This is a genomic window from Paenibacillus sp. J31P190, assembly GCF_059692075.1.
On sequence record NZ_JCAUAS010000022.1, the window covers coordinates 1 to 20718 of the forward strand.

The window sequence follows — 20718 nt, forward strand, 5'->3', positions numbered from 1 at the left end:
AGAGGTCTAATAGTACAATTGGTTATTTGTCGCCATTGCAATTTGAACAGTTGTACTACGAAAGTGCAGCTTAGCTAAGTGGTGTCCACTTTCTTGACAGAAGAGCAAAAACGCGCTTAATCGCACAGCCTCGAACAAATAAGCGCGGAAAACGCGCTTACAGCGAGAGTTCCGCGAGCCGAAGCTCGTCGACAGTGGCTGAGAGGTCGGAAATCGACTTCTCAGCTGACCGTCCTGCGCGTCCGCACTGTGAAAGCGCGGTAAACGCGCTTAATCATGCAACCCCGAATAAAATCACCCTTCGGGGTGATAGAGCATAACCACTATCCCCAACTTTATGCACATCTTATCCATAGACTGAGAAAATCATCATTTCCCATACAACGAAAAAAGGCCGTAACAGCCTACCTCTCGGCAACCTGTCACAACCCTCAAACCCGCGGAAACCGCGGCTTCCCAGTTTTTACTCTTCACCCTTCGCAATCGGATTGTCCTCATACGAAATCCAATCGCTCCAGCTTCCGCTATAAAGCTTCACATTATCAAAGCCCGCTTCGCTAAGGCCCAGCACGTTCGGGCACGCCGTCACGCCGGAGCCGCAATAGACGATGATTTCATCGGCATCGCGCAGCGCGGCAAAGTGCTTCTCCTGCTCCGCAGTTGACAACCAAGCGCCGTTCTCACCGAGAACGCCTTTCCAGAAGAAGCTGCGAGCGCCCGGGATGTGGCCGGCCACCGCATCGATCGGCTCTTCCAAGCCAAGGTAGCGGCGCTCCTCGCGCGAGTCAACAAGCACGGTGCCTGGGCGGCCGAGCTTGTCCTTGACCTCGTCCATGCTGGCCAGCATGGCGCGGTGCACCTTGGGTGAGAAGGTCCGCGGGAACACCGCGGACACTTCATCGGTAACCGGGTAGCCAGCAGCTTTCCAAGCTGTATACCCTTGGTCTAATACGTATACCTCGGAGTGACCGAGGAATTTCAGCATCCACCATAGCCGCGAAGCCATGGCTCCGCCTTGATCGTCGTAAGCCACGACGGTCTTCGTACCATCGATCCCGAGGTTGCCCACGAGGATTGAGAAGGCTCCTAGATCAGGGAGCGGATGCCGGCCTCCATGCGCCATTTTGGCACCGGAGAGGTCTTTCTCCAAGTCTACATAGACAGCTCCTGTTATATGGTCTTTCTCATAATTCTGTCTGCCTGATTCTGGTTGTCCTAGCGCAAAGCGGCAATCCGCAATCACAATGTTGGCATCGCCAAGCTGTCCTAGCAGCCACGTCTGACTTACGATATTTTCCACAGTTACATGCCACCATCTTTCGTCATTCGATTAATCGCCCATTCCACTCGTCGGATTAGCGGAATACGTCTGCCAATCACTGCGATCTCCACCCATTTTATCGTAAAATGCCTGGGCGCGGAAGTTATCTTTGGCTGTTGTCCAAGTTAAATTGGCATAACCATTTCTCGCGGCATATCCTTTGCAAGCAGCAAACAATTTCGCTGCCGCACCCTGACCACGTTCAGCCTCAATGACGAATAAGTCGTTCATAATTGCTATTTTGGAAGCACGCAAAGTGCTGAAGGTAAAATATAAGGTCGCAAAGCCGACCAGCGTCCCCTCTTCCGTCTCCGCTACGAATTGAATACCTTCCTTCTGCTCAAGCAGCAGGTGGATCAATCCGTTCAACTTCTCATCCTCGGGTTGCCGATACTGGTAGAAGTCCACAATATAAGCGAGCATTAACGTTTTCAACTGCGGAATATCTTGCATTACTGCTTCACGAATCGTAACTTGGGTCATTTAGGGTGACCTCCTATTCCTATTAAGTCTATATACTCATTGTACCCCAAATCTTGCCTTTATGATGAAAGGTATCCTCGGTTAAATGTCTTCCATTTCCTTCCGATACAGGAGATAAATGATCCACCCCAATAGTAGACAGAAGCCCGCTGCAAAAAAAAATATAGACGTAAATTTCAACGCAACCGCGTAATACGTTAACGAGAACAGTACAAATGCAAAGAGAAACACATGAAGCAGGACATTTTTCTGTGGAAGCCAAGCACTTTTCGAGCTTACCTCAATTCGAACGGTAAACCCTAACCGTTTCTTAACCAGAACCAAAGCCGTAAGGTACGAAAGCGATGCGGCCACGATTTTCAAAGCACGATATGAGGAATCAAGCCCCTTAAAATATGTATCCAGAGAAATATGGGTAATGAGCGGCATGATAAATAGAACAATGGCCAAATAAATCGTATAGCCAAGCGAGCCAAGAAACGCTACCAAGAGCGCATGCAGCTTTCGCACACGAAATATATAGTGAATAAAGACCGCTTCCATTACAATAATGAGCATAGGTTGCATGCTCTCCGCCCACTGCTGGGATAAAAGTAATCTAAACAAACAAGCAATAACGAAGGAAACAAGCAGCACAAGCGGCCATTTTGTTTTCACCGAGATCCGGAATAGGGTAAGTCCCAACACGAGCATAGAAAATAGAGTTATTGTGCCAATTGGAATATGACCATACCAATCCATTTGAACCTCCAACCAATAGATGAAAGGATGATAACTACGAACAATATGATGCATGAAAGCCTACCATGGCGCGTCGTTCCCCTTACTGAGGCGAATTGCCATGAACTTTGCACTTGGAAGTATTCGCCTCCATACGATTTATACAATTGGTCTCCATGGGAGACTATGCTTCGTGAACAAGCTGAATTCGCCGACCCGCAAATTCGAGCAGAGCAATATCGAGCTGTCGTGGATGAAAACGGAATATTGTCTGGGTTCGTTCAATTCTTCCCCATTGTTGGGGTGACACGTTTAGGACTAGGACTTCGACCGGATCTTTGCGGGAAAGCGAGTGGAATCGGTACCCAATTCGTCCATCTTCTTGTTCAAGAGGTCCAACGCCGGACGCCCCAGCAGGAGATTGATCTAGAAGTTCTCGTCTGGAACGAACGTGCGATCCAGACGTATGAGCGAGCTGGTTTTACGATTACAGATACATATGAAAGGTCAACTCCCATGGGCATGGCTGCCTTTCACTGCATGGTATATAACGGACCGAGCTTAATCAAGTGATCCACTGCCAGTAGTAATGTCAGCAAAAGCCTGATCAAACTTAGCAGCGGTTTCGAAATCCAAATCGGTTAAGCCGCCTGCATGCCAGGACGTAAGTCGCAGCGTGACCATCTTATAATCGATGGCGATCATAGGGTGATGGTTGCCGGCTTCTGCTAGGCTGGCGACTTCATTCACGAAGTTTATGGCCTGCATAAATGCCGTAAATCGATATTTACGCACAATCCATTTGTGATCATCTGTCGTCCAGCCAGTCACCTCCGCAAGCTTCTGATCAATGTCAGTGCTCCCAAGCTTCACCTATCACCACTCCTCTGATTTAATCAAAATCATAAGCGACCGCACCCAATTCGCCCTCTCCCGCATACGTGCGAAGGAGGTCCAGGAACGGCTTCCCGTAGTTTCGGTATTTCACCTCGCCAACACCTTTAATTCGCAGCATAGCGGCTTCCGATGTCGGACAAATTTCACTCATTTCACGCAGCGTGCTGTCCGAGAAAATAATATACGGCGGCACCTTCTCACGTGCGGCAATTTCCCGGCGAAGCAGGCGAAGCTGCTCGAACAAGGTGTTATCGATAGCGGCAGCCTTAACCTGCTGCTTACGCACCTTCTGGTACACTTGCAGCTTCCCTTGAAGCACTTCTGCTGCGGGCTGCAGCAGCTTCACAACCGGATATTGACCATCCGATAGCTGCAAATACCCTTCTGAAATCAGCACGTTGATCAGATCAGAAATTTCCTTCTCCGGCAGATCTCGCATAATGCCATGGGTTGGAAGACGATCGAAGCGATAGTCGACAATCTTCTTCGCCTTTGAGCCTTTGAGCACAGAGGCGACCATCGAGATGCCGAAGCGTTCACCCATCCTGCGGATGCAGGAGAAAATCTTCTGCGCTTCAACGGTGATATCCACCGTATCGCGATCGTCTTTGCACGAGCTGCAATTGCCGCAAGTATCTTTAATGTTCGTTTCATCAAAATAGTGCAGAATGACGTTTCGCAAGCATCGTGGCGAGTAGCAAAAGTCGATCATCGTCTGCAGCTTCTTGTACTCGTTCGCTTTACGCTCCGGCGAGAGTTGATTCTGCTCGATCAAAAACTTCTGCGTCATAATATCCTGCGCGCTAAACAGCAGAATGCACTCACTAGGCTCTCCATCACGCCCCGCGCGGCCGGCTTCCTGGTAATAAGCCTCCATATTTTTCGGCATATTGTAGTGAATGACATAACGGACATTGGACTTATCAATGCCCATTCCAAAAGCGTTCGTCGCGATCATCACCCGAATATCATCATACAGAAACGCCTCCTGCATGTAGGAGCGTTCCTCATCGGTTAGACCGGCGTGGTACTTCCCTGCGGCGAAGCCTTTTTTGCGTAACGTTTCATATAGCTCTTCAACATCCTTACGCGTAGCGGCATAAATAATACCAGGTTGATGCGTATGTTCTTTCACGTAATTCTGAATGTAATCTCGCTTATTCTCACCGCGCAGAATCGTTAATTCCAGATTATCCCGTGAAAAGCCATTGACGAATATGCCCGCTTGATCCAAGTCAAGCAGTCTCGCAATATCGGCTGTGACCTCGGCAGTAGCGGTAGCTGTGAAGGCTGCGACAATCGGGCGATTGGGCAGCTCGCGAATAAACGGAGCAATCGACACGTAGCTCGGGCGAAAATCATGCCCCCATTGCGACACGCAATGCGCTTCATCAATAGCCACAAGCGGAAGATTCAGCGCAGACATTCGGGCACGAAATCGTTCCGACTCCAGACGCTCGGGGGCGATATACAGCAGTTTATATTTGCCCTGCATGGCGCCTTGCATCCTCTGTTCTACTTCTTTAGCCTCCAGCGTACTGTTAATGAAAGTTGCCGAAACACCAAGCACTTGGAGCGCATCCACTTGGTCCTTCATCAAGGAGATTAGCGGTGAAATAACCAGCGTCACTCCCTCCATAAGCAAGGCTGGAACTTGATAACAGATCGATTTACCTCCGCCCGTCGGCATAATGCCTAGCGTATCCCGACCTTCAAGCAGATTCGTAATGATATTCTTTTGGCCCTCGCGAAATTCCGGGTACCCATAAACTTGTTGTAGAACCTTCCTTGCTCCATCCAGCATAACTCCATACACCTTTCTATATCACACTTCTGCCTTATTTAGACCAAATAGATGACGGAAACCAACTTCTCCCCGTCATGAACCTTCAGCACGTGATTATTCGGATCATGCCGAACGGATCCCGCTCCTACATGCATCACAGGCGCGTTTCCTAATCCGTAAAAAATATCATCAGCCAGCGTTCGCAAGCATTCTTCCTGTTCGTCCTTTTCAAGCTCCTGCCAGTCGTCCGCATTCATTTCCAACAGTTCATAAAATCCATCAACCATCTCAATGCCACGCACGAAATCAGTGACGATATCCTTATATTCTCTGCCAAATTTAATACCCACTCGCGCAGTCTCCCTTCAAAAGCATTTCATATAGCTTCACTTTATCATATTATAGGCAGGAATGCAGGGTTAAGCCCTTTTAACCCGACGAGAACTTATTTTCTGATGTGTAAAAAAAACCCCTTTGGCATAAACTGTGGAAATGGGCAATTTCGGGAAAAATCTGTTACTATGGAAGAAGGAATGTACCGCTCGGAGGGTAGGAAAGCACACATGCTGAAACTGCAGATTCCCAAAAATCGAATGAACTACCTAATCAAGCAAATCCCGCTTCATTTCGACGCCGTCGTTCTGGAGCAGGGCTGGGAGTATTACCATAAAGGTCGTGTGACCGAAGTCGATCTGAAAGGCATGAATGTTCAGGCGACCGTCGCAGGAAAAAAAATACTGAGCACGATGGTTAATTTAGAAAATTTCGCCACTAGTGAGTGCAGCTGCTCCTATGAAGGCTTTTGTAAACATATTGGTGCCACTTTCTTCAGCTTGTATGCGCCTTATGGACGTCCGGAACTGCTGCTTCAACAGTTAAAACAACAAATACACACACGGAAAAAACCAGCTCGCGGGGCAACTTTAATACAGGAACGCAAAGCTGCTGCAGCTGCACAAGCCAACGTGCCTCTTGAAGAGGCTATGCCCGCAGATTGGCATCGCTTTTTTGAAGGGAAATTCCATGGATTCTCCATTTCTCATCAGCACTCGATCGAAACCTTCTACGACTCAGCACTGGAGTCCTTGCCCGGCTATGCGGCAAATTGGAGAAGCTCGACCCGCGAGCTCTACATGTTCCATATCGTGCTGTTCATGATGCGGAAAATCGAACAATTTTATCAAGAAACGAAAAGCTCCTACTTGTCTTACTATCACGAGAACGGCTGCAAAATTGCCGCAAAAAATTGTGAGGATAAGCTGGTTGAATTCGTGGAACGAACAGATGTGAACACCTCATTCGAGGCGGAACCCAAACACTGGCTATCCACCATGAAAATGCTCGGAGAATTCGCACTGCAGGGCAAGGATAGCCCGATTGATTGGCTGTTTGTGTACCGCTTCATTTGGTGGAAACTGACGAATCATTCCGCAGCACAGAAAGAGGAAATTCAGCGTCTGGACGCACTTCTCACGAAGAAGGACCTCTTAGCTCGGAAGAAGGATACGCTTCTGGCAGCAAGAGCGCATTTTGATATTATGCAGGGGGATACGGCAAGCGCATTTGAGCGTCTTGGGCAGCTCACTCATCCCAATGCGAAGGATTACTTCCTTTACCTGAACTATTATTACAACGATAAGCAGTGGAACAACATGCTTGTTTGGCTTCGCTGGCTGTTCAAGTCGATTGCGAATGCAAACCACGATGATTTCCGAACCTTTTGCCAATATTGGCTCGATACAACCAAACATCTGGAGTCCGATAGCGAATGGGTACAGGTGATGGAGTCCCTGCTGCCTCGTTCCTATTACTATTACACGGCTTATTTATTGCAAACGAAACGGTATCGGCAGTGGGTAGATTTGCAACTAGCCAACCGCATTTCACCGCTGAGCTTATATGGCATGGAGCTTAAAGCGATTGAAGAACATGATTCGGCTTTACTCCTCCCCCTCTATCACCAGGCGGCTGAACGGGCTGTTCTGGAGAAAAATAGGGCTTCCTATAAGACGGCCGTTCGACTGCTTAAGAAGCTGCACGGCATCTATAAACAATTAGGCCAGGACGACCGCTGGGAGCACTACGTATATCGACTAGCGGATAAGTTCTCACGCTTGCGTGCTTTCCAAGAAGAGCTCAAGAAAGGAAAATGGATTCGATGATCGAAACCAGCGCGCTGACAGTTCACGTTAGCTCCATACCTAATGGTTCTTTGTTTCTATGGGGTACCCGCGAGAACGGCGGCATTTGGGATGCTCTTGATTTGAAAAATATGCTATTTGCCTGGCATCGCGCCTCTTTTTTCGGCACGTTCATGGAGCCCAGCGAGTGGCAAAACCGGGAAGGCATCGAGCTGCAACCGCTCGATGCGCTCGATTATTTCAGCGATCCGCAGCCTGTGCAGCACTTACAGCTTAGCTGGCATAAGGACTGTGCGGATTTGATGCGTTTAGCTCCGGCTGTTCGAGAGGCGTTGGCTTCCGGGAGTTTCATGCCGGACTATGAAAAGTGGAAAGCCGGCGAGATCGGGTGGAAGCTCCAGCTTCCAGAAGAACTGCAAGCCTTGGAATCCCCAGCTGTTTCACGCTGGATCCATGCGCTGATTCCCGAATGGGTGGACGCCGACGGCCTCATGAAAGACAATCTGCGCAAGCTCGAAGCCGCGCATCCTCTCATGCGCCGCGGTGAGATCGGCGCTGATCTATGGCTCGACGAAGAGGATTGGCTCGTCGCCATTGGTTGGCGCCAAGACCGGTCGCCTATGCGAACCTGTCTGCAGCTTGTGGAGCCGGATCTGGCGCACAGCTCCGGTTGGCAGCTGCGCTTGCTGCTGCAAGACCGGCTAGCGCCGGAGGTGCTGCGCACGGTGGCGCCCAGCGGCGAGCCGGTCGCGGGTGAGCTGCCGCTGCCGGAGGCGTGGCTGCCGGAGCTTAGCCGCGTAGAACGTGACGCGGCTAAGTGGGTACGCATCCTGCCGTGGCTGGATGCGGGTGAGGGTACTGGGCTCCGTCAGACGTTGACGGAGGAAGAGGCCTGGCGCTTCCTCGCAGAGGGAAGCGTGCGGCTTGTTGAGGCCGGAACGAGTGTGTTCCTGCCGGCCTGGTGGGAGCGCATCCGCAAGATGAAGCCGAAGCTGCGCGCGAAGATCAAGTCTTCCGTCGGCTCTGGACGGGAGACGATGTTCGGGCTGACCCAGCTGATGCAGTTCGATTGGAAGCTGGCTGTAGGGGATTTGGAGCTGACGGAAGAGGAATTCCGGCAGCTTCTGGAGGAAAAGCGCAAGCTGATCCAGATTCGCGGCAATTGGATTCAGCTCGACCCGCTGTTCATGGCACAGGTCGAGCAGATTATGAAACAGGTGCAGAAGAAGCAAGGCCTCTCCTTCCGCGATGTGCTGGAGCTTCACTTCGCGGGCGATGCCGGCGGGCTGCTGCCGGCTGAGGATGACCCCGAAGCGATGCGTTACATCGAGATGGAGGTAGAGCTGAACGAACAGCTGCGCCACATGGTCGATCAGCTTACGCAGGCGGAGTCGATTCCGACGATACAACCGCCGCCCAGCTTTCAAGGCTCGCTGCGCCACTATCAAGTGGACGGTATCTCTTGGCTGTTGTTCCTGCGCCGTTTTGGCCTAGGCGGCTGTTTGGCCGATGATATGGGTCTCGGGAAGACAATCCAGTGGATTACGTATTTACTCACGGTGAAAGAGAACGAGAAGCCAGACACACCTTCACTCCTCGTATGTCCTACGTCCGTGCTTGGGAACTGGCAGATGGAGCTTAAGCGTTTTGCGCCGTCGCTGAAGGTTCATCTTCACTATGGGCCTCAACGTTTAAAGGGACCTGCTTTTAATGAGCAAGTCGTTGGCAAAGTCGATTTAGTTTTGACATCCTATACGCTTTCCCATCTGGATGAAGTTGAGTTGGGCTCAATTGCCTGGAACTCCATCTGTTTGGACGAAGCCCAAAATATAAAAAATGCTTATACGAAGCAAGCTTCCGCTATTCGCCGACTCGATGGTTACCATCGCATTGCGTTAACGGGAACACCGATCGAGAATCGGCTCACGGAGCTGTGGTCGATCTTTGATTTTGCGAACCCGGGCTATCTGGGCACGGTTCGCGAATTCACGCACCGCTATGTGAATGCCATCGAGAAGACGCGCGATAGTGAGACGATCGGCAAGGTACAGAAGCTGATCCGCCCTTTCCTGCTGCGCCGCGAGAAGAAAGATCCCGCGATTCAGCTGGACTTGCCGGAGAAGAACGAGTCGAAGACGTTCATTTCGCTTACCGCCGAGCAGGGCTCGCTGTATGAGAACTACATCCAAGACATGTTCGATCGTCTGGATAAGCTCTCCGCTATGGAGCGGCGAGGCCTCATTCTCGCCGCTCTGACGAAGCTGAAGCAGGTGTGTAATCATCCTGCCTTGCTGCTCAAAGAGGGCATCCACGCGCCATGGAGCGGACGCTCTAACAAGCTGGAGCGCCTGCTCGAGATGGTGCAGGAGCTGCGCCAAGAGGGCGACAAATGCTTGATTTTCACTCAATTTGTGGAGACGGGCAACTTGCTCCAGCATGTGCTGCAGCAGGAGCTTGGCGAGAAAGTGCTGTTCCTGCACGGCGGAACACCGAAGAATGGGCGCGATGAGATGATCGCGAACTTCCAAGACGTTAGCCAGCCGGTCGACGAACAGCGGAATGTGTTCATTCTTTCGCTGAAGGCCGGCGGCATCGGGCTCAACCTGACGGCGGCGAATCATGTGTTCCACTACGATCGCTGGTGGAATCCCGCCGTCGAGAACCAAGCGACGGACCGCGCCTTCCGTATCGGCCAGACGCGCCATGTGCAGGTGCACAAGTTCGTAACGCTGGGCACGCTTGAGGAGCGCATCGATGAGATGATCGAGCGCAAGCTCGGCCTCAGCCAGCAAATCGTCGGCTCCGGCGAGAACTGGATCACCGAGCTGTCGACCGACGAGCTGCGAGACTTGTTCTCGCTGCGCCGCGAGTGGGTCGAAGCTTAGGAGTCTGGGGTCTGGGGTCTGGGATTCGGGGTTCGGGATTCGGGTTGGAGCTTGGGCTTCCGGAGATTGGATCGATGTGCGGATTTAGGCAAGCGACGACGCCAATGTACACTCGACAATCTCTCTACATGAATATTAAAGAAATCCTGCATAGTTTTGTGCGGGATTTCTTTTTGCCTAAATTCAACTCGAATGAACGAATTTCCCTTCTACTCATCAAAGCTACTTCGATCAGTTTGATGTAAATTGTACATCTCTTTCAGCAGGTGACCTCATTTCCGAGAGTTTTGCTGCAAAAAATACAGCAAATTCGACACATACTCCCCATTTTGAGTCAAAACGCGAATATTTGATGCACAAAATGCATCATCTCATCCGAAAATGGAAATTTGAGCATAATTTGATGTACTTTTTGTATGTAGTTGCTTCTAATCGCATCCTGTTGCCGCCAAATCGGCCAATATTAGCTGGTTCTAGGAGTTTTTAAATTAGTTGGAGTAGCTATATCTCGGGGTTGGGGTTGGGGTTGGGGTTGGGGTTGGGGTTGGGGTTGGGGTTGGGGTTGGGGTTGGGGTTGGGGTTGGGGTTGGGGTTGGGGTTGTGTCTCAGTCTGGGTCTGGGTCTGGGTCTGGGGCTGGGGCTGGGGCTGGGGCTGGGGCTGGGGCTGGGGCTGGGGCTGGATCTCAGTCTGGATCTGGATCTCGATCCGAATCTGTGCTCAGATATCTGGTCGGTTGAGAGCATGCTCCAACACAAAAAAGGCCACCTGAGGTAACCTCTCACAAGACACTGGATTTCACGCACTACCTCATACACACTCTCTGTCACGCACTTTCTCATTCAAGCTCTCTGCCACGTACTCTCTCAAAAAAAATCTCTCAAGCTCTTTATAAATCTCTCAAATCAAATCATCAAATCTCCAAACAAATAAAAGCCCTCTCCCAATGCGCAGGAATAAGTCTGAATCTCATGCGAGGTGTCCAAGTCCGTATATGCTTGGGATAGGATCCCTTGTTTTTGTAAGTTCATCATCATGATGTTGGAGATGAAATAGGGCCTCCACGTCCAGTTTGCCCCGCGATAGCTTTCATCTTTGTTCCACGTTTCGTCTTTGCGGCTGTAGTTGGACGAGATTTGGTATCCGTCCTCCCGACATATGTACATACGTATACAGTTTTCCGACACGTTGCTAATGATATTTTCGATGACACGATCTGCCTCTTCAGGTGTTGATATACAGACAGTGGAATGGATAAGCAAATCTAGACTTTGATGCATAGTCAAAAGGCGGCTATAGCGCCCAAGCTCATCTTGACCAAAGAGTTTCATCTCTTCTTTCAGCAAAGGCTTGAAGGCATCCCGTTGCTGCAACTGCGGTTCAGCTTTGGAGAAGAGATAGCCCTGTATATACCTGGCTCCGATCTGAAGAGCACTGCGCAGTTCTTGCTTCGTTTCCACCCCTTCGACGAGCAGGGAAGCCCCCATTTGAGCCGCTAGTATAGAAAAAGATTGCATCAACGCTTTGTAGCCGGCGTGGACCGCGCTTTTTTTCAAAATATTAAGATCGATCTTCAATATCTTCGGTTGTAAACTGGCGATTCGGTCGAAATTGCTAAACCCGCTGCCCACATCGTCAATGGCAATCGTACAGCCGAATTCTCGATATAATTCTACAATTTGCGTCAGCTCGTGAAGCTTGCCTGTGAATTCTTCTTCGGTAATTTCGATCACGATACGCGCTGGATCTATTTGATATTTCCTTAATAGCTCGATGGTTGGCAGCACGCCTGTGCGCTTATAGGTTTGATAGATCCATGAAGGTTTTAAGTTGATGAATAAAGAACTCTCATCTTGAGCTGAAGCTAGCTGTTCAATCGCCCGCTCCCTCAAGTACCGATCAATATGAAGCTGCATGTCTTCGGGTATGTCAGGATTTTTGAAAAAAGGCCCCAAACTTTCGACACTACCTTCCCGAACTCGTCTTCCCAGTGTTTCGTAGCCGATGATTTCTTGGCTCTGAAGTGAAAGTATGGGTTGGAAGAATGGACGTACTTCGTGTAGTGGCGGAATCCTGCTGTCTTTTACCTGCACTGTGCGCCCTCCTCAAGCAAACTTCGATGATCTTAGAACATAACATCAATCGTGTAATGAATCATATTTTAAACGACATTCCCCTATCTTGCAATGCATTGATGGAAGAAAACATAACATGATCGTTTTTAAAAGGAATTTGTTGCGTTATGTCGAATTTTTAGTAGATCCTTTCATCCTATTAGAATCTAGGTGACCGATTGCTATGAAGTCATTCACGAGATCTCGGATCTCCATGCTATATGTTATTTTAATCGTTGTTTTACTAGTATTTGTGAGTGTATCCAACTTTATCGCCTCTCGTAATATGGAAAATGAAAGCAATGCGATCGTGCACGATTCCATTCCGATTTCCAGCACAACGAACAGCCTGCTTAAAGATTTAATTAACCAAGAAACGGGTATCCGCGGTTATGAATTATCAGGGAATGAGCAATACCTGGAGCCCTATACGACTGGTAAAAAGCAGCTGGAACTTGATCTAAACATGATTAGCCAATACGATAAAAAGTATCCCACTTTGCAGCTTATTATGGACACGCAAGCCATACCAGCTATTAATAATTTACAGAAGTTCTTCGACACACAATTGGAATTGGTTCGTGCTGGAAAAACAGAAGAATCGAAAGCTCGCATTGCGTCTGGCAAAACGATGATGGATCGCTATCGAGTTGTTCATGTAAGCATCGAGAAGACCATAGAGCAAATCACGTCAGATGCCTATACAGCTTCCCTTAATGCAGGTAAAACCTCCCGTACAATTACAATGGTCGGCAGTATTATTGCCTTGATTGCAGGAGGTATGTCCATTTTCATTTCCTATCGAGCCTATTATGCCGAAGAAGAGATTCGTAGAAGCGAGGAAACGTATCGCTATATGGCTGAGAGCTTGGAGACGCAAAATGAGGAGATTATGGCTCAACAGGAGGAGCAGCAGATCACACTCGCGAAGCTATCCGAACGAGAAAGGGATTTGGAACTCATCTCGTCCTATCAGGAGAAGCTTACAGGCTATGTGAAGCTGAAAGATTTCTTGAAACATACGCTGCCAGCCCTGCTTAATTCGTTATCGCAGGATGCGGCTCTGGTCGTTATGGAACGTCACGCCGAGGGCTCATCATCTTATGAAGTCATTCATTCCATTGGTTATCCGAAGGAACATATTAATTTGAATCAGAGAGAGCTTTTTGGGCCGGCTAGGCGTGTTTTCGATGAAGGGACTCCTCTTGTTCATACACGAGATGTGTTAGGTCATGAACAAGGTGTCCACGGGGGAATGACACGTGCTGTCGATCAATATGTTCCTCTCTTGGACGATAAACAGAATGTCATTGGCTTCTTGCTGCTTACGAGCTATCAAAGCGCCCTCTTTCAAGAAAATAACCAACGCTTGACCAAAGGACTAGTTCGTCAGTTCGGACTCGCCTTCTACGCGCAGGTTATGAACGATGAGAGGCTCAAGCAGGCAGCCAGCTTAGCTGAGCTGAATGATCAATTGACAACGGAAAAGCAGCTCATCGAAGGGCAACGTGATCTGATTCAAAATATTTTGGAATCCGCACATGAGGGCATGATGATGTGTGATTCGCAAGGTACCATTCTTTTCTCCAATCATCGAATGAACCGATATTTCAGTTTAAATGAACACATAGGCGAGAACCTGGTTGATAGCAGTCACGAAATAGCTGTCGATTCTCCGAGCTTTATAGGCGTCGCTTCCTCCATTGAAGCGCTGATCGATGGCTCACTGTCTCATCTCACACAACGCTTTAGTTTCGAGCTTGAGGATCAGGTCCAACACGCGGAGCTATATGCGACCGTAGTCAGTGAAGATACCGAACAGCAAGGCTACTTATTCGTATTTCGTGATCGCACCGAAGAAGAGCGTATTGATGAGATGAAGAATGAATTCATTAGCATTGTATCTCATGAGCTGCGAACTCCCCTTGCCAGTGTACTTGGTTTTATTGAGATCTTGCTGCATCGGGATCTTTCACAAGAGAAACAAAAGAAATACATGGAAACCATTTATAAAGAAGCACATCGCTTATCGAATTTAATCAACGATTTCCTTGATTTACAGCGGATGGAGTCAGGTCGACAACTATATCATTTCTCTCCAGTCAATCTGCTGCCTACTTTGCAAGAGATCGCCGAACAGTGGCAGGATAAGCATAGTCATCGTATTCTCATTCATCAACAAGATACGGAACTATTTGTGAGAGCCGATGCTGATCGAATTCGTCAAGTATTCGACAACTTGATCAGCAATGCGATTAAGTACTCGCCAGGAGCTGATCACATTGATATCCACCTAACTGTCGACCAAGGTAAAATTACCATAGCGATTCAAGATTACGGACTCGGCATCCCAGAGGAAGCCCGTGATCAAATGTTCTCCAAGTTCTTTCGTGTCGATAACTCAGACCGACGTCAAATTGGCGGTACCGGCTTAGGTCTTGCTATTGTCAAAGAGATTGTAGAAGGACACAACGGACATATCTCTTATACTTCCGAAATGGGACAAGGTACGACATTCCGAATTGAGTTCGATCTCTATGAGATTTCAAATATGGATGGTCAAATTGTTATTTTCGAAGATGACGATAATCTGGCCAAATTAATTCAAGTTGCGCTGAACAAGTTGGGGCTCCCATCCATGCAGCTTCGCTCTGCCGAGGAGGGCATTATTGCGCTTAATCGCTGTAAAGGCGAGGGACCGATTCTTTTCATCGTCGATATTCATCTAGAAGGCGCCAAGACAGGTTGGGATTTCATCGCTGATTTATACCGTCATCCGGTGCACTATCAGACGCCTGTTATCGTTTCAACAGCGCTCGATCCGCCTCATGATTATCACGAGAAAGAGATTGAGAAATATCTCAAAAAGCCGTTCACCATGGAACGTCTCGTCCAGGTGGCGAAACGGCTCCTCGATAATAAGCAAAGTAATGCGTACGTTTTCCCTGCCCAAAATAAAGAGAAGCTCTCGACCACTTTACAGCGTAACGGTATCGATGTGTTTGAAATGAAAGAAAGCATTGATGTGATCGAGGTAGAAATCAAAAAGCCGCAATCGGATGCTTAACGCATCAATGAGAACCTTCGGTTCGGCAATCCATGCAACACATAGCGACATACTCTCTCCTTCCAAATTGATTAGAGGGAGAGTTTTTTTATTGTAAAGACAGAGGGATTTCTCGGCCTTGTAGCCAATATACTAGAGAAATACCATTTGATGAGAAGGAAAGGTGTGACCCCAGTGGCAAAGCTTGAATCCGCTTCCAACAAGGTGCAAGCACGTAAAGTTTGGACCCTGTTCTTCTCCTTACCGATATTCGCTTGGGCGATGTACGATTTCGCGAACACGATTTTTTCCTCCAATATCGTAACTGTGTTTTATCCATTCTATTTAAAAGAAACGTTAGGCAAGAGCGAAGAATTGAATCAGATTGCCAGTACTTTCATCACTTACTCCAATGCGGTATCCAGCTTTTTCCTCGTTTTGTTATCTCCCTTATTCGGGGTATGGATTGACCGGACAGGTAAAAAGAAGGCTTACCTCGTCCCCTTCACTCTTATCGCTATCGCAGCAACTCTGCTCATGGGCGCTTCAGCCCTTTGGCACACTGAGCAGCAGTGGATGGGACTCAACACCTCTATACTAGGCGTGATTTTCTTTTTTATGGTCGCCAAATTCTTTTACAATTCAAGCTTAATCTTTTACGATTCAATGATTTCGGATCTTGGTAATGCCCGTGAGATTCCCATCATTTCCGGAGTTGGCGTAGCGGTTGGTTATGTCGGCACATTAGTTGGACTTGTCGTGTTTCCGTTGATCAACGGCAATCATTTTGAAAATACGTTCATCCCTAGTGCACTTATGTTTCTGATCTTCTCTTTGCCTATTATGTTTTTTTACAAAGAGAAGCCTCAGAAGCCCGTCAGTGGGAAAAAGTCGCTCCTCAGCGGATACCGTGAGATCTGGGATACGTTCAAAGAAGCAAGAAAGTACCGGTCTGCCTTCTTGTTCATGATCGCCTACTTCTTCTTTAACGATGCGATTGCTACAGCGATTGCGGTGATGGCCATTTATGCGAATACCGTTATGGGCTTCACCACGGGGCAGTTCATTCTGCTCTACCTCGTTTCGACGGTATCGAGCATCATCGGCTCGTTCCTTTTCGGGTATGTGACCCGAAATATCGGCCCCAAAAGAGCGGTGACCATCGTCGCCTTCATTCTTATTATTGCGATCTCACTAGCGGCTTTTGCAACTAGTCAGAGTATATTCTGGGTTGCCGGCAGCTTATATGGGGTATCTATGGGCGCCATGTGGGTCACATCGCGGACACTGATTGTTGAGCTAACGCCGGAAGAGAAACGCGGTCAATTCTTCGGATTGTTCGCTTTCTCAGGTAAAGTGTCCTCGATCGTTGGGCCTGCTCTCTATGGTACGATTACCTGGGCGCTAGCGTCCTCTGGCAACCTGGCTAGCCGCGTAGCCTTAGGCTCTCTCTTGATCCTAGTCATAATTGGCCTGCTCGTTCATATGCGTGTGCCGCAGAAATTGCATTCCTCCTCTTAATTCGTGTACAATAACTTTTAATGATAGACGGAAGGTGTGAGGCGTATGAAGGGTCCAGTTGATATTAGAAACGTGGTCTTTTCCTATTTCTCATTCATGGAACACTAAAGCATTTATTGCTTTAGTGTTTTTTTATGGGTACAATCCGCACACTGGCGCTGGTCGTACTTACTATGAGGGTCAAGGATACAAATTTTCTCATCTGGGAGGAGAGATGGATATGCGGTATAAGAGGGTCCTAATTAAACTTAGTGGCGGGGCAGTAGCTGGAGATAGTGAGTTTGGCTTCGATCCTACGCAGCTTGATCACATTGCCAATGAGATTATGACCGTTGTTAATCTAGGTGTTGAAGTGTGCATCGTAATCGGCGGAGGCAACATTTTTCGCGGGAATATGGGCGAGAGTTGGGGAATCGAGAAGGCAGAGGCTGATAATATCGGTACGCTGGCTACCGTCATCAACAGCTTAATGCTGCGTGGCGTTCTTAAAGCGAAGAGCGAAGCTGAAGTGCGCGTCATGACAGCGATTCCGGTCGCTTCTGTGGCGGAGCCTTTCATCCGACTTAGGGCCATTCATCACTTGGAAAAAGGGTACATCGTTATTTTCGCAGGCGGCAATGGACAGCCTTTTGTCACCACCGATTATCCCTCGGTCCAAAGAGCCATTGAAGTCAACTGTGAAGCGATTCTCGTCGCGAAGCAGGGGGTTGACGGTGTTTTCGATAAAGATCCGAAGCACCATAAGGAAGCTCTTCAGTACAAATCACTCCACTATAACGACGTTATCCAGAATGATCTCAAGGTCATGGATCAGTCTGCCTTCATTTTAGCGCGTGATTATCATATTCCCATGCATGTTTTCAACTTCGATAAGCCTGGCTCCATGAAAGAAATTTGTGAAGGTCAGAATACAGGCACGATCATCAGCGGTTCATCCGAACTTATTTTTCATTAATTCCTAGATTATCAGGGGTAAGCGGAGCTTACCCCAAATCTAAAGCCTATTTTAACAATGAAATGATGCCATTTCTTATGTTGAGTCAAAGCGTAATGCAGATCTTTCCGAAGTAAGAACCATGTTCGAAATAATCGAAAGCGTCAATAGCCTGTTCAAATGGGAATACGCGATCAATCGCAGGACGAAGTTTATGCTTCGTAATGGCACGGTTCATGGATTCAAACATCTCTCTGCTCCCCACATTAATAGCCTGAAGCCGCGCCCTGCGCAAAATCGCAGGCACTACGTGGAAGCCTTCTACCGAGCCGCCGGAGAGAAGTCCGACAATGCTGATTCGGCCGCCAACACGAAGTGCTGTGATAGATTGATTAAGCGTAGCCGCTCCGCCCACATCAATAATATGGTCTGCACCTCGACCTTCGGTAAGCTTCAGTACCTCTTCCTCCCATTCAGGTTGAACCCTGTAGTTAATCCCAAAATCCGCACCCAGCTGACGGGCTTTCTCGAGCTTCTCATCACTGCTTGACGTCACGATAACGGACGCTCCTTGAAGCTTGGCGAATTGCAGTGCAAACAAAGAAACGCCTCCTGTCCCCTGCACCACCACCGTATCACCGGCTTTGACATTCCCTTCTTCGATAATTGCATGCCAAGCCGTCACTCCAGCACATGGAAGTGTCGCTGCCTCCGCATCTGTCAAGTAATCTGGTACTTGCACGAGTCCTTGCTCAGGCAAGACCACATATTCAGCCAGCATCCCGTCCAGCGGACTGCCAAGCGTGCTAATCCAGTTGGCCTGGGTCGCTTCACCAGAAATCCAACTTTGCGTGAAAATGCCGCTGACCCGTTGGCCAATACTGAACCTAGATGCCTGCGCACCAAGAGCAACAACCTCACCAACAGCATCTGAAGTCAGTACCAACGGGTTCGACAGATCGGGTTGATAGAAACCACCAATGACACCCAGATCACGGGAGTTCAGGGAAACCGCACGAACCTTGATAAGCACCTCATTTGGGCCCGGAACCGGTATTTGGCGTTCTGCCTGCTTGACATGTGTAAGACCATAACCACCTTGGATTTGAATAACTTTCATAGGGTATCTCTCCTTCACAACTCAATATAGACATATATTAGCCCATCAAATAAAATTGAGTAAGTAGGCACTTATTTGTTCACTGGGCACCAAAAGGTGCATTAGGAGGTAAATGATGTTCTTAACCGATAAAGGAAACCATCCTGACATATCGTTGAAAGTTTGCGGCTACAGCAGGATGCTTGAGATCATTTCGAGCAAATGGACGGTGCTTGTTTTCTATGCCTTGGAGAATGGCAGTGCACGATACGGAGAAATGGGAAGGCGTATTGAAGGCATTTCCAAAAAAATGCTAACCCAAACATTACGTCAACTGGAACGCGACGGACTTGTCATGCGCCATCTGACGCCAACCATTCCCCCTCGTGTTGACTATTCACTAACTCCGCTCGGTGAAAGTTTGTTAAAACCGATGCAGGAGTTAAAAAAATGGACGGTCGATCATTATTCTGATGTAGAACAGGCAAGAGATCGTTATGATCAAACGGCTGTACCTCATGATTTTGCCGAGAATGAATAACAAGCTCCCCCCCATAGACAAGAGTTACGTAAATAAAACCCTGGCCAATTATTGCACGCTTTGCAACAATATGAATATGTTTGGCTACATACTCTCCCAATGGAAAATGTGCAGTATTCTAAGGAATGGGTATATCATGATGAGGTGCAGATTGGATTATATGCAATGGAACCATCTCATTCTCTCATGCCTCAGAAAACTTATACTTTCTTATCAACTACAAAAAGGATAGAGAGGCAGCCAAGGCTGCCTCTCTATCCTTTTTCAATTCATTTTTAGCTGAGTACAAGCACGTAATAGTCATTCGCATTTTTCGTTTTAAAACCACATGATTCGTACAAGCCTAACGCCTTCTCGTTCTCAACAGATACTTCCAGCTTAATGAAGCTAGCATGATCCCGCTGTTTTAATTCTGTTATCGTTTGGCTCAATATACGCCGCCCATAGCCTTTGCCACGGTACGCTGGCACTACACTAAAGCCATAGATGAATCCACTCTCTTCCGCTTCCACCATAGCTCCGATCTTCCCAATAGGCTCTCTCTTCTCTCCAAGCTCAGCAATCCACGTCCGCTCTTTATCGCCGGAAATGGTTTGGGTGACATACTCTCTCGTGTCGCTTTCCGACATGTTGAACCCTGACATATTGAGCTTAACCAGCAGCTCCGTATCCTGCGCATCCGCTAAACGAATAGCAATGAATTCATTCATAGCTGAATCTTGCGGAGTCTCTGCCGCTTGCTCTTGAAGCTCCATAACATACTCAGAGAAACTGTACGCTGCGCCAAGATTCGTAAGAAAAGCTTTGCCAGTCTCCGAACCACGCTCATTAATAAAAATAAGCTTCGGAACTTCCCTGCGCCGACACTCGGCTATCGCATGTTGAACCATTTGGCCAAAAATACCTTGGCGCCGCGCCTCTGGATGCACCATCCCGCTAATCTCTACTTCTGTAGACATAAAGCAATATATGGCCAAAAAACCGACAATACGGTCATTTTGATAAAATAAAAAGTCATTCGTCACACCAGACGGACGGTCCGATAATGTGCTCCAATTCAGTTTAATCTCGATATGGTCATGGCTATTACAAACTTCCCAAAGCTTCCGAACTTCCTCCAGCTCCTGCGGTGACAGCCCTGCTCTTGGTAATATGCCTTGTTTCAACATGTTATCCTCCATCATTCTAATGTTCTTACCTGAAGTCATTATACATGTCTGAACAACGGCGTG

At 48.3% G+C, this 20718-nt stretch carries 16 protein-coding genes; 7 read left to right on the forward strand and 9 right to left on the reverse strand.

What is annotated here, in order from left to right; translation table 11 throughout:
- Positions 1-463: 463 nt before the first annotated feature.
- The 3 genes from AC58U0_RS28595 to AC58U0_RS28605 form a co-directional block, all read right to left on the reverse strand.
- Positions 464-1300: a sulfurtransferase gene (locus AC58U0_RS28595; RefSeq protein WP_497382244.1), complete on the reverse strand. Its 837-nt coding sequence runs from the start codon at positions 1298-1300 to the stop codon at positions 464-466.
- A 30-nt stretch (positions 1301-1330) separates the two neighbouring features.
- A complete protein-coding gene (locus tag AC58U0_RS28600; RefSeq protein WP_057304495.1) occupies positions 1331-1804 on the reverse strand; it encodes a GNAT family N-acetyltransferase in 474 nt (157 codons plus the stop codon).
- Between the two features lie 81 nt (positions 1805-1885).
- Positions 1886-2545 carry a hypothetical protein gene (locus AC58U0_RS28605; protein WP_497382245.1) on the reverse strand — a complete coding sequence of 220 codons (660 nt, stop codon included), beginning with the start codon at positions 2543-2545 and terminating at the stop codon, positions 1886-1888.
- A gap of 165 nt (positions 2546-2710) precedes the next feature.
- Here AC58U0_RS28605 and AC58U0_RS28610 point away from each other — a divergent pair, with 165 nt between their 5' ends.
- On the forward strand, positions 2711-3097 hold the full coding sequence (locus AC58U0_RS28610; RefSeq protein WP_497382246.1) for a GNAT family N-acetyltransferase: 387 nt from the start codon (positions 2711-2713) through the stop codon (positions 3095-3097).
- Here AC58U0_RS28610 and AC58U0_RS28615 read toward each other — a convergent pair.
- The 3 genes from AC58U0_RS28615 to AC58U0_RS28625 are packed head-to-tail and all read right to left on the reverse strand — an operon-like array spanning position 3086 to position 5557.
- Positions 3086-3397 (reverse strand): 4a-hydroxytetrahydrobiopterin dehydratase, encoded by a 312-nt coding sequence (locus tag AC58U0_RS28615; RefSeq protein ID WP_497382247.1) that lies wholly within the window; start codon positions 3395-3397, stop codon positions 3086-3088. The genes AC58U0_RS28610 and AC58U0_RS28615 overlap by 12 nt on opposite strands.
- Positions 3398-3416: 19 nt before the next feature.
- Complete coding sequence (gene recQ / locus AC58U0_RS28620) at positions 3417-5225, reverse strand: DNA helicase RecQ (protein WP_497382248.1); 1809 nt, start codon at positions 5223-5225, stop codon at positions 3417-3419.
- Between the two features lie 38 nt (positions 5226-5263).
- Complete coding sequence (locus AC58U0_RS28625) at positions 5264-5557, reverse strand: hypothetical protein (RefSeq protein WP_057304499.1); 294 nt, start codon at positions 5555-5557, stop codon at positions 5264-5266.
- Positions 5558-5770: 213 nt separating this feature from the next.
- Between AC58U0_RS28625 and AC58U0_RS28630 the strand changes: the two genes are divergently transcribed.
- Positions 5771-7369, forward strand: a complete 1599-nt coding sequence (locus tag AC58U0_RS28630; protein WP_497382249.1) for an SWIM zinc finger family protein — start codon at positions 5771-5773, stop codon at positions 7367-7369.
- Positions 7357-10233, forward strand: coding sequence for a DEAD/DEAH box helicase (locus AC58U0_RS28635; RefSeq protein WP_497382250.1), 2877 nt, complete (start codon positions 7357-7359; stop codon positions 10231-10233). Before AC58U0_RS28630 ends, AC58U0_RS28635 begins: the two co-directional genes overlap by 13 nt.
- A 903-nt stretch (positions 10234-11136) precedes the next feature.
- Here the strand turns inward: AC58U0_RS28635 and AC58U0_RS28640 are convergent.
- Positions 11137-12324, reverse strand: coding sequence for an EAL domain-containing protein (locus tag AC58U0_RS28640; protein ID WP_497382251.1), 1188 nt, complete (start codon positions 12322-12324; stop codon positions 11137-11139).
- Positions 12325-12529: 205 nt separating this feature from the next.
- On the opposite strand from AC58U0_RS28640, the gene AC58U0_RS28645 reads away from it, so the two are divergent.
- The 3 genes from AC58U0_RS28645 to pyrH all read left to right on the forward strand — a co-directional run bounded on the left by AC58U0_RS28645 (position 12530) and on the right by pyrH (position 17867).
- On the forward strand, positions 12530-15412 hold the full coding sequence (locus AC58U0_RS28645; RefSeq protein WP_497382252.1) for an ATP-binding protein: 2883 nt from the start codon (positions 12530-12532) through the stop codon (positions 15410-15412).
- A gap of 174 nt (positions 15413-15586) precedes the next feature.
- Complete coding sequence (locus tag AC58U0_RS28650) at positions 15587-16912, forward strand: MFS transporter (protein ID WP_497382253.1); 1326 nt, start codon at positions 15587-15589, stop codon at positions 16910-16912.
- A 220-nt stretch (positions 16913-17132) separates the two neighbouring features.
- Positions 17133-17867, forward strand: coding sequence for a UMP kinase (pyrH, locus tag AC58U0_RS28655; protein WP_307550607.1), 735 nt, complete (start codon positions 17133-17135; stop codon positions 17865-17867).
- A gap of 85 nt (positions 17868-17952) precedes the next feature.
- On the opposite strand, the gene AC58U0_RS28660 is transcribed toward pyrH, so the two are convergent.
- A complete protein-coding gene (locus tag AC58U0_RS28660; protein ID WP_497382254.1) occupies positions 17953-18966 on the reverse strand; it encodes a zinc-dependent alcohol dehydrogenase family protein in 1014 nt (337 codons plus the stop codon).
- Positions 18967-19081: 115 nt separating this feature from the next.
- Between AC58U0_RS28660 and AC58U0_RS28665 the strand changes: the two genes are divergently transcribed.
- On the forward strand, positions 19082-19486 hold the full coding sequence (locus AC58U0_RS28665; protein WP_497382255.1) for a winged helix-turn-helix transcriptional regulator: 405 nt from the start codon (positions 19082-19084) through the stop codon (positions 19484-19486).
- Between the two features lie 275 nt (positions 19487-19761).
- Here AC58U0_RS28665 and AC58U0_RS28670 read toward each other — a convergent pair whose 3' ends face one another.
- Positions 19762-20655: a GNAT family N-acetyltransferase gene (locus AC58U0_RS28670; protein ID WP_497382256.1), complete on the reverse strand. Its 894-nt coding sequence runs from the start codon at positions 20653-20655 to the stop codon at positions 19762-19764.
- Positions 20656-20718: the final 63 nt, after the last annotated feature.

What these genes read in the sequence shown, in the direction of transcription:
- AC58U0_RS28600 (WP_057304495.1), bottom strand. Translation starts at nt 1,804, where the DNA reads ATGACCCAAGTTACGATTCGTGAAGCAGTAATGCAAGATATTCCGCAG.
- AC58U0_RS28665 (WP_497382255.1), top strand. Translation starts at nt 19,082, where the DNA reads ATGTTCTTAACCGATAAAGGAAACCATCCTGACATATCGTTGAAAGTT.
- AC58U0_RS28670 (WP_497382256.1), bottom strand. Translation starts at nt 20,655, where the DNA reads ATGTTGAAACAAGGCATATTACCAAGAGCAGGGCTGTCACCGCAGGAG.
- AC58U0_RS28645 (WP_497382252.1), top strand. Translation starts at nt 12,530, where the DNA reads ATGAAGTCATTCACGAGATCTCGGATCTCCATGCTATATGTTATTTTA.
- AC58U0_RS28605 (WP_497382245.1), bottom strand. Translation starts at nt 2,545, where the DNA reads ATGGATTGGTATGGTCATATTCCAATTGGCACAATAACTCTATTTTCT.
- AC58U0_RS28635 (WP_497382250.1), top strand. Translation starts at nt 7,357, where the DNA reads ATGGATTCGATGATCGAAACCAGCGCGCTGACAGTTCACGTTAGCTCC.
- AC58U0_RS28660 (WP_497382254.1), bottom strand. Translation starts at nt 18,966, where the DNA reads ATGAAAGTTATTCAAATCCAAGGTGGTTATGGTCTTACACATGTCAAG.
- AC58U0_RS28630 (WP_497382249.1), top strand. Translation starts at nt 5,771, where the DNA reads ATGCTGAAACTGCAGATTCCCAAAAATCGAATGAACTACCTAATCAAG.
- recQ (WP_497382248.1), bottom strand. Translation starts at nt 5,225, where the DNA reads ATGCTGGATGGAGCAAGGAAGGTTCTACAACAAGTTTATGGGTACCCG.
- pyrH (WP_307550607.1), top strand. Translation starts at nt 17,133, where the DNA reads ATGCGGTATAAGAGGGTCCTAATTAAACTTAGTGGCGGGGCAGTAGCT.
- AC58U0_RS28610 (WP_497382246.1), top strand. Translation starts at nt 2,711, where the DNA reads ATGCTTCGTGAACAAGCTGAATTCGCCGACCCGCAAATTCGAGCAGAG.